General features: G+C 53.3%; 9 protein-coding genes. 7 read left to right on the top strand and 2 right to left on the bottom strand.

Translation table 11 applies throughout. The features are described from left to right. Window positions 1–387 precede the first annotated feature (387 nt). Window positions 388–1,710, top strand: a complete 1,323-nt coding sequence (locus tag MKY12_RS21755; protein WP_339249709.1) for an IS4 family transposase — start codon at window positions 388–390, stop codon at window positions 1,708–1,710. 405 nt (window positions 1,711–2,115) lie between these two features. Here the strand turns inward: MKY12_RS21755 and MKY12_RS21750 are convergent, their stop codons facing one another. Then, window positions 2,116–3,261, bottom strand: coding sequence for an ankyrin repeat domain-containing protein (locus tag MKY12_RS21750; RefSeq protein ID WP_339310738.1), 1,146 nt, complete (start codon window positions 3,259–3,261; stop codon window positions 2,116–2,118). 286 nt (window positions 3,262–3,547) lie between these two features. Next, on the bottom strand, window positions 3,548–7,273 hold the full coding sequence (locus tag MKY12_RS21745) for a glycoside hydrolase family 9 protein (protein ID WP_339249995.1): 3,726 nt from the start codon (window positions 7,271–7,273) through the stop codon (window positions 3,548–3,550). 320 nt (window positions 7,274–7,593) lie between these two features. On the opposite strand from MKY12_RS21745, the gene MKY12_RS21740 reads away from it, so the two are divergent. The 6 genes from MKY12_RS21740 to MKY12_RS21715 all read left to right on the top strand — a co-directional run bounded on the left by MKY12_RS21740 (window position 7,594) and on the right by MKY12_RS21715 (window position 15,525). Beyond that, window positions 7,594–8,958, top strand: coding sequence for a response regulator (locus MKY12_RS21740; protein WP_339310736.1), 1,365 nt, complete (start codon window positions 7,594–7,596; stop codon window positions 8,956–8,958). A gap of 76 nt (window positions 8,959–9,034) precedes the next feature. After that, window positions 9,035–10,726 (top strand): sensor histidine kinase, encoded by a 1,692-nt coding sequence (locus tag MKY12_RS21735; protein WP_339310734.1) that lies wholly within the window; start codon window positions 9,035–9,037, stop codon window positions 10,724–10,726. 88 nt (window positions 10,727–10,814) lie between these two features. Beyond that, entirely contained in the window at window positions 10,815–11,750 is a 936-nt protein-coding gene (locus MKY12_RS21730) for an ABC transporter permease subunit (RefSeq protein WP_339310732.1), read from the top strand. Between the two features lie 16 nt (window positions 11,751–11,766). After that, entirely contained in the window at window positions 11,767–12,678 is a 912-nt protein-coding gene (locus MKY12_RS21725) for a carbohydrate ABC transporter permease (protein WP_339310731.1), read from the top strand. 76 nt (window positions 12,679–12,754) lie between these two features. After that, window positions 12,755–14,335: an ABC transporter substrate-binding protein gene (locus tag MKY12_RS21720; protein ID WP_339310729.1), complete on the top strand. Its 1,581-nt coding sequence runs from the start codon at window positions 12,755–12,757 to the stop codon at window positions 14,333–14,335. An 86-nt stretch (window positions 14,336–14,421) separates the two neighbouring features. Next, window positions 14,422–15,525 carry a glycoside hydrolase family 88 protein gene (locus tag MKY12_RS21715; protein WP_339310727.1) on the top strand — a complete coding sequence of 368 codons (1,104 nt, stop codon included), beginning with the start codon at window positions 14,422–14,424 and terminating at the stop codon, window positions 15,523–15,525. Window positions 15,526–15,536 lie beyond the last annotated feature (11 nt).

The raw sequence follows: 15,536 nt of genomic DNA, 5'->3' as shown, positions 1-15,536 counted from the left end.
CGGTTTGCAGCAGGTATGAATAGTGTGCCGGAGCTTTGGGATGATGATTTATGAAGCAGTCTAGTCGAAGCTTCCGGCGAATATGAATACAGGACCGGCCTTGGGCTGGTCCTGTATCGTTGTGGGCTGCCATGCCGTATAAGGGCGGGCATGGGCTAGATGAGTAGATGAGAGGGATAAATCCCTTTGGTTAAGCTGAAAGTGGGTCGGGTGAGCAAATGAGGAGCACTAGTGCCAATGTCATTAAGTTAAGATATAGAGCCAAAAACAAGAAAAAAAGGCAGGTTATCGAAAAGATAGCCTGCTCTTTTTTTGCACAAAAAAAATCTTGACAATCCGTAGAAAACGTGTGGCGAAGCCCCTTGAAAAAACGAGGAGGTTACGCCAATGAATGCTTATGCAAATTCGCTGAAAGACAGACTGACATCTCTCATCCGTGAGATGGCGGCTGCCCCCGCGCCTTACGTCAGAAACCCGGGAAAGGATTTTACCCGAACGAAAAAACTACCGTTTGAAACGGTTATGCAAACCCTGATCTTTATGGGCGGCAACAGCCTCTATAAGGAACTGTTGGAATCGCAGGGCTATGACGTTAACACCGCAACTTCTTCTGCTTTTGTTCAGCAAAGAAATAAAATTTTGCCGTCTGCGGTCGAATCTTTGTTTCACACCTTTACCGCGTCCCATACAGAATTCAAGGATTATCGAGGCTATCGATTATTGGCCATTGACGGTTCCGATCTGCATATTGCAACAGATCCTGCGGACCCGTTGACCTATTCTCAAAGTCAGCCACATTCGAAAGGCTTTAACCTTCTGCACTTGAACGCAGCCTATGACCTCTGTAACCGGCTTTATGTGGATGCCATTGTTCAACCTCGAAAGTTCCGCAACGAAGGAAGGGCACTGGCCACAATGGTGGATCGCTCCCCCATTCAGGGTAACGTCCTTGTGACGGGGGATCGAGGATTTGAAAGCTATAATACGTTCGCACATCTGGAACGGAAAGGATGGAATTACGTCATACGCGTCAAGGATTTGCATTCGAATGGTATTCTTTCGGGTTTGCACTTGACCTTGGACGGAGCGTTTGATCAGGAGATTCACCTGACGCTGACTAAAAAACAAACAAAAGAGTTCAGGAATCGCCCCGAAATCTATAAAGTTCTTCCGGCTACCTCTAGCTTTGATTTTCTGGACATGCAAGAGAACTTGTTTTACCCCATTTCCTTTCGGGTGGTTCGTTTCCTCCTGCCCAGTGGCGATTATGAAACCGTCATTACCAATCTGTCTACTGCTGAATTCTCACCGGATGAACTCCGGGATCTGTATCATCTGCGATGGGGCATTGAGACCTCTTTCCGGGCTTTGAAATACACCATTGGTTTGACCCATTTTCACGCAAAAAAGCAAGAGTCCATTACCCAAGAGATATTCGCAAGAATGATCCTCTACAACTTCGCTGAAATGATTACCTCGCACGTAGTCATTTCCCAAAAGGATAAACGGCACCTCTACCAAGTCAACTTCACGGTAGCCGTTCACGTCTGTAGACATTTCCTGCGCTCCAAGGGTGATGGACCCCCGCCTGATGTGGAAGCTTTGATTCGCAAAAATATTTTGCCGATTCGTCTCACCCGTCCTGGGCAAAGGAATACACGCAGAATACGTAGCAAATCCGCCATTAGCTTCGTCTACAGAGTAGCATAATTCGGTTCGCATGAACATTTTTTTAAGTGGATCTTCCATCCGCTTTGTTTGCTATGCGCTTTTTTCCTTCCTTACACCAAAAACAAACGGCATAGGACGTTTCCCCATACCGTTTTGGATTCTCTTTATTAATTCCAAACTTATCTTTGAACTTATCTTAATGACATTGGCACTAGTGCACCTGATTTTGCTGAAAGTGGGCTAGGAGAGTAGATGAGGAGCATTAGTGCACTTGATTCTGCCGAAAGCAGACGAGATGAGTAAATGAGGAGCACTAGTGCACCTGATTCCGCCGAAAGCGGGCGATATGCTGAAATGAAGAGCACTAGTGCACCTGATTGCGCTGAAAGCGGGCGATATGCTGAAATGAAGAGCACTAGTGCACCTGATTGCGCCCAGCATAACTTACAGATGGGCGGACTGGGCACCCAGGCTCTCAAGCCATGATGCCAGTTCAGTGGCATGGCTTCGGTTGGCGGCGTCCAGGGGAGTGAGGCCGTCCCATGGGGAAGGCCAGTTCAACTCGGCGCCCCGGGCGAACAGGCATTCGGCGGCGGCGCGTTGTCCGCCGTGGCAGGCGCACCAGAACGCTACGTTTATCTCGTCCGGTGCTGCTGAAGCGGAGCTTGCACCCCAGGGGTAGCGGCGCGGAAGCGGATGTCCGGCGAAGTGTGCCTCCATCGCATCTAGCAGACCGAGTGCCGCCGCGTGCCAGAGTGCAGGCTGCGCACCGCGTTCCACCAGCCGCTGCGCCGCCCGCCATTGTGCGAACGCCACGGCATCGTCCAGCGGGGTCCCGCCAGCGATAACCGCACCCGATGCCTCGATGTCGGCCCCGGCATCGAGCAGCAGGTCCAGTACCTCGACGTCATCGCAGCTCGCTGCCCAGTGCAGCGGCGTCTCGCTGTGCGGACCGCTGAACTGCGCATTTACCTCCGCGCCTGCCTCAATCAGCGCGGTAACAACCGCTGCATTGTTGGGATAATGCCCCGGCCAGTCGGTAGCAATATGCAGGAGCGTGCGGGACATCCCGCGATCAGTGCCGCCGCCAGTGTTCTTACCGTTTGCCCCAGCGTCTCCGCGAGTAGTACCGTCGCCAGAGTTGTGGCCGTTTGCCTCAGAGTCTCCGCGATTAGTACCGCCGTCAGTGTTATCGCCGTTTGTCCCAGCGTCCCCGCAATCGTTGCCTCCGCCAGTATTCTCGCCGTTTGTCCCAGCGTCTCCACTATCAGCAACACCAAGGCTCACGCTACTAGTTCCAGCCTCGCTAGTTTTCCCGCCGCCAGCCCCAGTGTTACTAACGTCCTCACCGCCTGTCTCAGCGTTACCCAAGCCCCTGTTACTATTCCCAGTATCACTAGTCTCCCCGCTGCCGGTCCCTTCATTACTTGCACGTCCCTCTTCAGTCCCGGCAATTCGGGCTGTAGCCAGCCCCGGTTTTCCGGCAAGTAATTGAGTCAACCCCGGCACATCGCCTGTACGAATTGCCTGCACAACAGACTTCGCCAGCGGATCATCAACAGTCAGCCACATGATATCTTTATCGCCCATAGTAGAACTCCCTCCGTTCATCCGCTATCGTCCCAATCTCCGACATCCTGCCAACAGTCTGCGGGTTATAGCTGTGATAGCCCCGATGTTACAGCGATGCACCCTGGTAACTTCGCTGTCAGACTGCACCGCTGTACATGAATATAGTATATCCTTTCTCTATTCTGCCTTCAAACTCGCATATTTTCTCCCGCTGAAGCGTGGGATATCCTTACGGCTCTTCGCTAAATCTGTACTCATCGCTAATCCTACAGCTCTCCGCTAATTCCGCGGAACCCCGCAACTCCTACTGTCCTTCACTAACCTCAGGACCACTCTGCACCCCGGTGCTTACTGCATCGGTGAAGGTGTCGGTGGTGTGGAAATAATAGGAATGCTGGCCCGGGGACAGCTTGGTAGTATATTGATAGATTCGGCCGTCCACATAATTATTGTCACTTGGATTGGCAGGCTGCATGGTGCGGACGACGCCGTCCAGAATCAACTCCATAGCGAACGGGGCCTGATTGTCGGCATCCGTATAAGTGACAGTGAAGGTATAGTCCGTCTGTGTGGTGCCGGTAGTGTGATTTACGCCGCCTGCGGTCAGGGTGGGTGCGCTTCCGCTGATTTTGTTGGTCGCTTTAATCTCGTCAACCAGCATTTGGCCTGGAGTGACGGTGTTTTGTTTCAGCCAGATGGACATCTTGAGCGTCCGTTTATCGATGGCAGGTGTCAGGGCATTGAGATCGAATTGCAGATCACTCCAAGTGGATGGAACCTCGAACCAGCCGCCGGTCAGATTGTAGGTTCGTTTGCCGTCACTGAGCTCAATCCGGGTCCTGAGATCAGGAGAGGCAGGATTCTTCAGCGTAATATTCAGATATTGATAGCCGCTCAGATCGACCACATCGTTCCAAGGCTGGAACTTGGCCGCAGAATTCACACTGGCCGGCGTCTGGGCGAATTGGCCCGCAGAGCGTCCGTCGGCAGTAAGCTTGGTGAACGTTCCCGTGCCGCCATTTTGATTATACCAGTTGACCCAGGTGGTGTTGGCCGCTGAACCGCCCCAGAAGCCGCCGCCTCCGAAATCATCATAGAGCAGCGGAGTGGAAGGGTCCGGCAGCGCCGGAGCTACAGTGTAATGTGTGGAGCTGTAGGTGTACCCGCCGGATGGGTCTTTGGCGCGGACATCGACTCTTTTATTCGTGTAAGGCAAGGATTGGCTCTCATCAATGACCGCAGCGTAGACCGCGCCACTCACTGTGGAATACACGTTACCGGAGACCGTCATCGGCTGATAGGGCAAGCCGGTAGCCGCATATTCGACCTGACTCAGCTCCTCGCCCGCACGCGCGAATACCGTTACATTGCCGCGCACCCATTCTCCAATCACAGGCGAGAGGACCGGCAGGGCCGGCGGCACAGAGGCAACATCCGCACCTGTTCCCGGAGTAGCGCTCAAGCCCATAACAGTGTAGAGTAATCCGGCCTGAATGCTGATGCTGAACTCGTTATACCGCCACTGGTTCGTATCATCCAGGTAGAGGGAGCGGTCCTGATACCACGGGCTTATGCTGCTCTTGTTCTTGGGGTCCTTCATATTAGGCCCGCTGACCATCGCTCCCGGAAGAATAATCCCGGTGTCTCCCGGCGTATTGGATTCCTCATTGTAGCGGGTATGCGGGAACATCACATGATGGGTGCCGATGCCGGAGACCCAGCTGATATTCCACGGATTCTCTCCGAACACCCAGTACATCCCCTTCAGCACCCCTTGCAGCGCTGCCGGATCACCGAATAATTCATAGTACCGCAGCAGATCGCCCAGGTAAGAGGCATGAGGCTCGTTCACCCCGAAGTTTTTGAACTGGTTCAGCACCCCGTACGGGGTATCATCGGTCATGGAGAGGAAGTAATCCGCTTGCCCCTTCAGCAGGCTATGAATATGAGATTGTGTGGCGGCATCGGCAACCGGATAGAACTCAGCCATGGACATCGGACTCATATCCCAGTAGTTAGTGGAGGAGATGTCGCCCAGGGTCAGTGCGCTAATTGTAGCGGTGGCAGCATTCTTGTATTTGGCTTCGCCGGTCAGCAGGTAGAGCTCAACATCCGCCAGCAGCTTGGAATTGGGAATCCCGCCTCTCGTGGAATAAGAGCCGATAGGTCCGTCAGGATGGGCAACCACATATTCATAAAAGATTACCGCCGCGCTCTCACATTGTTCAGCGAATTCCGTTAGCTCTGCAAGTTGAGCGGATGCGATATCTCCTTCGTCAATCGCTGTACGGATCGCGCGTGCGGTGGCGGCAAGCGTACCTGCTGACTTGGCCGAGCCGCCGACACTCAGGTCCGTCAGCTTGCGGTCATCGGCGGTGCCGGAGACATTGTCGGTGGATTTCTCAGGATGGACGAATGAGGCGTTATTCCTGAGATTGTACATCTCTCCGCCGAGCTGATCCGCGAACTTGATCAGATATTCACTGCCGAAGACGGCTTCGTCCACCAGGTCAGGAATCCCGTTGCTGTCGTTATCATACTTTACACTGTTATGGTCAGCATAACGGATATAGGCCAGGGCGATCTCCGCGCCGACCCACTGGTTGCCGCCGTATTTGCCGTAATCTCCAGCGTCATACCAGCTGCCGGTCAGATCATAATGAGTCAGGCCGTCCGCAGACTGCGCATCATCCAGATGGCCTGCCCCGTGGTAGAGCTTGGCTGAAGGCGCTACACTGCTGTACCCCGCAGGATAAGCATCGCTGGTCGCGACCGAGGCGCGCAGCAGCCGGTAGAAGGCGGTCATCTCATCCTTATATTGATCCCACAGGTTCGGAGCGATCTCAAAAGGATAAGAATACACCTGATTGCTCCGTACTCTATAATTGTTCCCGGAAGCTGTGAGCGGGGTGAAGCCGATAGCGTAGACATGCTTGTTCCAGTGCAGACCCTCATAGGTCATCGTGCCGGAGTAGACTACGTTAGTTCCATCCAGTATTTCATAAGTGGCATCTGTGACCGTGGTGTCCGAGATGAATTTCGCGTTCTTGATATCACCTGCGCTATATCCGGCCTGACTCACAGCAATATCAATTACGGAGGAGACCTGGACAACACTCAGCGCCTGGACACTGGTAGCGACTTCATCGGAGGTTGTATCGGTGGTGCGAAAATAGTAGGTATGAGCGCCTGCCGGCAGCTTCGTTAGGAAGCTATATTTTTTGCCGTCCGTATAGGTTACATCTGCTGGGTCGGATTCACGCATTACATAGGCGGTATCATCGATAATGACCTGAACAGCGAAGGGGGCTTCATTATCTGCATCGGTATAGACGGCTTCAAAGGTAAAATCCGTATTCTGGTTGTAGCTGCCGTCCGTATTGGCTGTCATCCCTGCCGGGCTTAGCTGGGGAGCGGACCCGCTGGATGCTGTAGTGAACACAATATCATCGACCAGCATCTCGCCGTAAGTCCCGCCGCCTTGTCGCAGCCAGATTTCCAGCTTCACCTTCTTCTTCTGAATCTTGGGCGACAAGGCATCGAGATCGAACTGCAGATCGGTCCAGGCAGCCGTGGCGGGAACATAACCCCCGGTCAGATTGTAATTGGTAATCCCGTCGCTGATCACGACACGAATGAGGGACTGGGCATACCCTGCATTGTTCAGCGACAGATTCATATAACGGTAGCCTGAGAGGTCGAAGGTCTCGTTCATTGGCTGAAACTTGGCCCAGGAGGAGGAGGAGCTTGGGGTTTGTGTGAATTTTCCAATGGTGCGGGTGCCTTGGGTGGTCTTGGTGAAGGTTCCGCTGCCGCCGCTCTGATTGAACCAGTTGGTCCAGTTCTGCTTGAACACGCCTCCGCCGGCGAAATTATCGTACAAGAGAGGGTGAGCGGGACCCGGCAAGGGAGCGACAGCAGCGGCGGCAGGCCGGGGGGACAGAGCAACACTGCATAGAATTAACAACAGACTGAGGCTTACAGATACGAACTTGTTAAACCTCTGGGGGAATGGACTTCGGATGAACATCGTAGAACCTCCTCATAATGAAATATCGTTAACCCGGCTCTCCTTTCTTTTATATGAAAACGCTTGCAAAGGTAGCATAAAAGAGTTACTATCACTTATCCATGATGAATTACAGGAAATATGTGATCTATACTAGGGGTGTAGAGGGGCTATATCTATGAAACGGGGGACGAATAGAAGCTGGCAGCACAACATGCGGAAATAGATCACAGAAAAGCGGAAATAGATCATCTACGCTTATTTATTGCAAGTGTACTGTGGTACACAGAAGAACCTGAAGCTGCCTGGCGATGAATTGGCAATCGAAAGAGGGGGACATCATGTATAAAATTCTCGTTGTGGATGATGAGCCGAGAGTGAGTGCAGGGATCCGAAACTTCCTGCTCACTTCGGAGTTGAACATCACGGAGGTGGAGACGGCCATCAATGGCTTTGAAGCGATTGACTACTTGCGGATGGACCATTTCGATCTGGTGCTGACCGATATCCAGATGGGCCGGATGAGTGGCATTGAATTAATGGAGAATATCTATATGGAGCAGTGGAATGTTCCGGTGATTGTCATTTCGGCCCATGAGAAGTTTGATTTCGCCAAAAAATCGCTCCGGCTGGGAGCCAAGGATTATCTGGTGAAGCCGGTGGAGCGGACGGAACTGCTGCGGGTAGTCCGCAAAGCATTAACCCAGAAGGAGCTTCCGGGGAAAAGCGCGCAGGGGGAGCACAAGCACATCCAGGAGCATTCCCGGCGCGAGGAGTGGCTGATGGAGCTGGTCACCGAGCGGAATCTGTCGCCGCAGGATATTGAAGAGATCACCGGCGAATTGGGCGGCCTGCTGCAAGGGCCCTATTTCGGAGTGATCTCCATCCGTATAGATTACAGCCAGGCCGGATTCAGCCGCCAGCAGGTTACGCTGCATGACCGCAAGCTGCTGAAATATGCGGCTCTCAATATTATGAACGAAACGTTAGCCGAATGGGATGGCATCACCTTCAACGGCTTCGGCCATTCGATCATCAGCATCATCCAGTTGTCCGCTGAAGATATGGGAGATCCCCAGATTAGAGTGCACTCCCAGATCCAGATGATCGGGCAGATGATCGCCATGAACCTGAAGCAGCATTTGAATGCGGAGGCGATTATCGGACTCAGCACTCTTGGCGGGGGGGTCTCCACACTTCCCGGCCTGCTGGAAGAAGCGGATACGGCTGCCGGGCGGAGCAGCGTTCATCCCGGGCAAAAGGTGTTCTATTATGGCGATATCGCCATGCAGGAGCATCTCAGCAGAGGGCAGCAGCTGCCGGATTCCGCGCAACAGCCGCCGCCGCAGGACCCGGCCGGAGACCCGAGTGTAATCTCACGGATTACAAGCTACATCCAGAACCATTACCGGAATCCGGCGCTGAAGATCCAGGATATTTCCGAGGAGGTGCATTTCAGCGCCGCCCATCTGGGTTATATTTTCAAGCGTGATATGAAAACCAACCTCTGGGACTATGTGACCGCATTGCGGATGGAAGAGGCCAAGCGCCTTATGATTGCTACCGACAAGAAACGGTATGAGGTTGCCTATGCGGTAGGGTACGAATCACCGGAGCACTTCAGCCGGATGTTCAAGCGGGTGCTGGGCCTCACTCCGGCAGAATTCCGCAAACAGGCCAGAGGAGGGGACCGGGCTGAAGCCTAAACTCAAACTTAAACTCAAGCTCAAACATAAAGTCATCCTCGCCTTCCTGCTCTGCATCGTGCTCCCGTTCCTGGTGGTGGGCTGGATTTCAGCGTATGTGGCGCTTCACACGATCAAGGAAGAGGTCGGCAGTACCACCCTGCAGCTGGTGAAGCAGAATCATGTCACGCTGGACAAAACGATATCGGCGATCAATGACCGGACGATCACGCTGCTGGATAATCATTTTTTTAGCAATCCGGCAGGGTACAGCTTCTGGACGGGAATTGATACCCTGAATGAAATCCAGCAGGCTGACAATATTCTGGAGAGCTGGTCTACCGGCGGCACGGAATATGCGATATATATGAAGAACATTGAGCGCAGGGATACACCGTTCGATCTGTCCCACAAGACCAAAGGATTCAAATATCTGGACCAGGTGAACAGCGGATTGCCGGACGTGATGGTCAAGCAGATGGATGTCAGCGGCGCAGGGGCGCTGCGCGTCATTCCTTCAGCGACGGGCGAGCGGACGGTCTCCTTCATGCGCAGTATTCTGAACCCCCGGAATTATAACGAGGTGATCGGGCTGCTGGTCGTCCATAAGGTTGAGGTGATGCTGACCCGGGATATGGTCTCGGTGGAGCTGCCTGCTGCGGCCGGCGCCTTCTTATTCAATGATAACGGGGAGCTGCTGATGTCCACCGGGTCAGGCAGCATTTCTGCGGCCGAGATCGGCAAGAACACCGAACCGGACGCCGCTTACGGCTATACCTTCGCCCAGGAAGGCGGGGAGGAGTGGCTCTATGCGTATTCGGACAGCTCCAGATTCCACACCCGGTTACTGTACAAAATCCCGCTGGCATCCATTACCGGCAAGCAAGTCTGGTTTCAAAAGCTGCTGGTGCTCATCTCCTTTGTTTTTCTGGCTTTTGTCCTGATGTTTGTTCTCTATCTGGTAAGACTTGTCGTCAAGCCGGTCGTGAAGCTCGTCTCTGTGATGAAAATTTATGAGCCCGGCATCAAGCTGCCGTTATCCGAGGAGTCGCTCCGGCATGATGAATTCGGCATTCTGCAGGGATCATTCGTGAAAATGACCCGCAGGCTGGATCATTCGATTGAAGAAAATTACGGGATGAAGCTGAAGCAGAAGGAATATGAGCTGCTGATGCTCCAATCCCAGATTACCCCCCATTATCTGTACAATACCCTGGACTCGATTTACTGGTATGCGCTGGATAGCGGAAACGGCGAGGTGGGAGAGATGGTCAGGGACTTGTCCATGCTGCTGCGCATCGGACTTAGCCGGGGCCGGACCATGATTACGGCCGGGGAAGAACTGGAGCATGCCCAGGCGTACACCCGGCTGCAAACCAAACGTTATCCGGGTACCTTTGAGGTCTGTTGGCAGATTGATGATACCTTGAGGGACTATGAGACGCCCAAGGTCATTATCCAGCCGCTGATCGAGAATGCCATTCTTCACGGCGTACGCGGGATGGACGGAGAAGGAGAAATCCGGGTATCTGCTGTTCAAGCGGAAGGAACACTCCGCTTCATCGTCGAGGACAACGGGCATCTGCCGGTAGATCTGGAGGAGCTTGCCGCCATCCTGCGGGAAGAGCATAGTGCAAGAGGCTACGGCATCCGCAACGTGCACCAGCGTATCCAGCTCCATTACGGCGAGGCCTACGGATTAACCTATGAGCGAACCGGGGTGGGGTGGACACGGGCGATCATTACCTTGCCGCTGCGCCGGACGAAGACCGAACCTGCCGGCAACTGAGTGATAAAAGATCACATTTTTACGGGAATCCATCATCGAAGCGGTGGCAGGATGGTTCTATAATTAGTCCATGAAAGGAGTAATGGACATGAACAGAACCACCGGATTCTCAAGATTCATCCATGCCATGTGGAAGTACAAGGCACTGACACTGATGCTGCTGCCAGCGGTGCTTGTCCTGCTGGCGCACAGCTATCTGCCGATGTTCGGCATCTTTATTGCCTTCAAGAATGTGAATTATCTGGACGGAATTTGGGGCAGCCCCTGGGTAGGCTTCGATAATTTCCAGTTCCTGTTCTCCTCGGGGGATATGTGGAGAATTGTAAGAAACACGCTTTTGTACAGCTTGACCTTCATGATTATGAACCTGGTGCTGTCGGTATCCATTGCGGTAGCCATCAATGAGATCCGGCGGCGGCTGCTGGCGAAGGTGTACCAGAGCTTCATCATCCTGCCGCACTTCCTGTCCATGGTGGTGGTGAGTTATCTCGTATACGCTTTCCTGCAGCCGGATCACGGCTTCATCAATGCCACAGTGCTTAAGGCCTTCGGGCAAGACCCTGTCTTCTGGTACTCGGAGAAGGAATATTGGCCTTACATTCTGGTGTTTGTCAACGCCTGGAAGCATGCGGGGTTCGGCGCAGTGATCTATATCGCGGCGATTGCCGGAATCGATCCGGAATATTACGAGGCGGCGCTGATTGACGGGGCTTCCAAGTGGAAGCAGATTACGCATATCACGCTCCCTTTTATCCGGCCGGTCATCATTATTATGACGATTCTGTCCATGGGCAGCATCTTCAGCTCTGACTTCGGACTGTTCTTCCAGGTGCCCATGAATTCGGGAGCGCTGTATCCGGTAACAGATACCGTGGATACGTATGTCTACCGCGCCCTGATGCAATTGAATGATATCGGAATGTCCTCGGCAACGGCGCTGGTCCAATCGGTGGTGGGCTTCATTATGGTCATAGCCACCAACAGTATGGTCAGACGGATTGACCGGGAACAGGCACTATTCTAATCAAAGGAGAATCATCATGGCGAATGACACCAGCAGCTCGATCGGCGGAAACTCCGCATTGTCAAATGTACTTTTAAATCTGGCCTTTGTGATCCTCTCACTCCTTTGCTTTTTGCCTGTTCTGCTTGTGATCATTGTCTCCTTCACAGACGGGCAGTCCATTCTGACTCAGGGATACAGCTTCATTCCGAATAAGTGGTCCTTCATTGCCTATGAGTCGATCTTCAAGGACTGGATGACGATTGTGTCGGGATATCGCGTGAGTATCACCATCACTATTGTAGGAACAGCGCTTAGCGTGCTGCTCATGGCAATGTATGCTTATCCCATCTCGCGTGCGGATTATCCGTTCCGTAATGTGTTTACCTTCTTCCTGTTCTTCACGATGCTGTTCAATGGAGGAATGGTCAGCAGATATCTGATCTATACACAAGCGCTGCATATCAAGGATTCGTATATGGCGCTGATTCTGCCCATGCTGATTGTGCCGTTCAACGTCATTATTATGCGGACCTTCTTCCAGACGACCATTCATCCTGCGGTGATCGAATCGGCCAGAATTGACGGTGCGGGGGAGCTGAGAATCTTCCTGCGGATCGTTTTGCCACTCTCGTTGCCGGTCCTGGCGACCATGGCCCTGTTCAGTACCATCGGCTATTGGAACGACTGGTTCAATGCGCTGCTGTATATCACCAGCGAGGATAAGTATCCGCTGCAGTATCTGATGATGCGTGTCCTCAACGATGTGCAGTACCTGCGCAATAATGTGGAGCTGGCTGCCCAGAATCCCAATATGATGAAGAATCTTCCGAACGAATCCCTGCAGATGGCGATGGCGGTGATCGGGATGGGACCCATTCTAATTGCGTATCCGTTCTTTCAGAAGTATTTTGTCAAAGGCCTGACGGTCGGGGCAGTAAAAGGCTAAAGCGTGGTGGAACCGGCATCAGCACAGGCTGCCTGCCGTTCTATATAGAAGCATAATCATCTAGGGGAGGGTTAATATGACAAAGTTAAAAGGGCGCAGACCGCTATTCACGGCGATTCTTCTGGTTCTGGCGTTATCCTTGCAAGCGTGCTCAGGCGGTAACAACGGGGGTTCTGCCGAACCTTCAGCTTCAAGCGGCGCGGCCGCTACGAATAGCACGAGCAGTGCGGAGCCTGCCGGTGGTGCGGAAGCACTGAAGCCATACGAGGTATCCATCATCTACTTTGGGGCGCCGCAGCGGGATGACGCACTGGTCGAAGCTAAGCTGAGTGAATATTTCAAAGAGAAATTCAATGCCACCGTGGATCTTCAGCCGATTGCCTCCAGCGAATACAAGCAGAAGACCGAGCTGATGCTCAATGCCGGAGAACCGATGGACCTTGTATTTACCGCTTCCTGGCTTAATTTCTTCGGCAATGTGGCCAAGGGCGCATTCCTCGATCTGGATGATCTGCTGGCCAAATACGGGCAGGGCATCTCGGAGAACCTGAATCCGATCTATCTGGAGGCTCCGCGCTACAAAGGAAAGCTGTACGGCATTCCAACCAACAAAGAGATTACCCAAGGCAAGGCTTACACGTACCGCAAGGATATCATCGACAAATATAATATTCCGATTGAGGATATTAAGACAATGTCAGACTTTGAACCCTGGTTCAAGCTGCTGAAGGAGAAGGAGCCGGGGCTGATCCTGGATTTCATTAAGGAGTCGGGCGAAGGGATGATGTATGAGACCCGTTCGAACTTCCGCGCCATCGGACCGACGCCCAACAAGATTCCTTTATTCCTCTATGACTACACAAATACAGATAACATCCAGATTAAGTCAGTCATTGATCCGGAGATTTCCTCCATTGCCCAAGCGGAGTATGAGCTGAACCGCAGTTATTACGAGAAGGGTTACATCAACAGCGATGCGGCGACTACAACGACGGAGATCGGTGACTTAAGAAAGCAGGGGAAGATCTGGATGCAACAGGCTGTCTGGAAGCCGGGAGCTGACATTGAACTGAAGATAGCTTCAGACAATAAATATGATTTCGTGTCCAAGGTAATTGAGGAGCCTATCGTCACTACGGATCTTGCGGCCGGATCCATGTTCTCCATCTCCCGCACCTCCAAGGACCCTGAGCGGGCTATGATGGTCTTGAATGCGCTGCATACTGATCCGTATGCTGTGAACCTGTTCGTTAACGGCATCGAAGGCACCCATTACAAGAAGATCAGCGAGAACCGGATCGAGCCGATTGCCGATTCCGGGTATGGCAGCTCTGCCCTGTTCTGGGTGGTCGGCAATCAGCTGATCAATTATCTGAAGCCGGGCCAGCCGGATGATCTGTATACAAGCTGGAAGCAATTCAATGATGAGGCCAAACGCTCTCCATTGTTAGGCTTCGTCTTCGACGAATCGCCGGTGAAGAACGAGATTACCCAGCTTACCTCGGTCATCGGTGAATACCGGGCCGCAAGCACGGGTGCTATTCCTGACCCTGCCAAAATGCTTGCGGAACGCAATGAGAAGTTGAAGAAGGCTGGCATTGAGAAGGTCAAGACCGAACTGCAGACCCAGATTGATGCCTGGAAAGCAGCGCAATAACTGACAGTGCGAGGATGGCAGGAGGTCCGTTATTTCCGGACGTCCTGCCCTCTAATTTGTAGACGAGAAAGGAAGACCTAGAAGTTATGGAGACTTGGATCAACGAAGCCTGGGACTATGCCCAGCACAAATTAAGCCGTACACGGAGCCGGATCGGAGCCACCTTCCCCAATGCCACCTACGGAGGACAATATGATGCGCGTGACCCGGATTGCTGGACCAACGGATTCTGGCCGGGCATTCTGTGGCTGGCTTACCGGGCCACAGGCGATGAGGAATACCGGCGCATTGCCGAGAGCTGTGAGGAGCAGCTGGATGTGCCGCTTCAGGAGTATGAACAGCTCCACCACGATAACGGCTTCCTCTGGAGTCTGTCAGCGGTTGCTGATTACAAGCTCACCGGTAACAGGCTGTCCCGGAGAAGAGGACTGATCGCTGCCAGTCATCTGGCCAGCCGGTTCAATCTCAAGGGGAATTTCATCCGTGCCTGGCTGCATGAAGGCAGTGAAGGTCTGGCGATCATCGACTGCATGATGAACCTTGGACTGCTGTACTGGGCCAGCGGGGAACTACAGGACCCGCGGTATCGTCACATCGCTGTCGCCCATTCGGAGATGGCGCTGCGGGAATTCATCCGGGAGGACGGCTCGGTGCATCATATCGTCCGCTTCGATCCCGAGACGGGAGAGCGGATTGAGGCGCTGGGCGGACAAGGGTATAGTCCGGATTCCGCCTGGTCGCGCGGATCGGCCTGGGCGATCTACGGATTCGCGATCGGGTACCGGTATACAGGTGATATCCGGTTCATGAATGCCGCTAGAGCGGCAGCGGATTACTTCGTTGCTGCGCTGCCGGAGGATCTGGTGCCTCCCTGGGATTTCCGCGCGCCTGCCGATCAGCTATGGGCCAAGGATTCAACGGCTGCTGCCTGCGCGGCCAGCGGAATGCTGGAGATAGCTTACCTGCTGGAGGGCGAAGAAGCCGACCGGTACCTGAAGCTCGGAAGTGCCATTACAGAATCGCTGTTCCGCCACTACGCGCCGGAAGATCCGGCGGAAGAGGCGCTCATTACCAAGGGAACCGGCAGCTTCCCGGCTGGTGCCGAAGTCGAGGTGCCGATCATTTACGGCGACTATTTCTTCCTGGAGGCCTTGCTGAAGCTCAAGGGAGAGACTGAAATCTTTTGGTAGAGGGAGCGGAT

The sequence above is a fragment of the Paenibacillus sp. FSL M7-0896 genome, assembly GCF_037975415.1.
GTDB classification, from domain to species: Bacteria; Bacillota; Bacilli; order Paenibacillales; family Paenibacillaceae; genus Paenibacillus_AQ; species Paenibacillus_AQ silagei.
The sequence above is the reverse complement of the archived record's forward strand: the minus strand, read 5'-3'. Positions and strand labels throughout refer to the sequence as shown.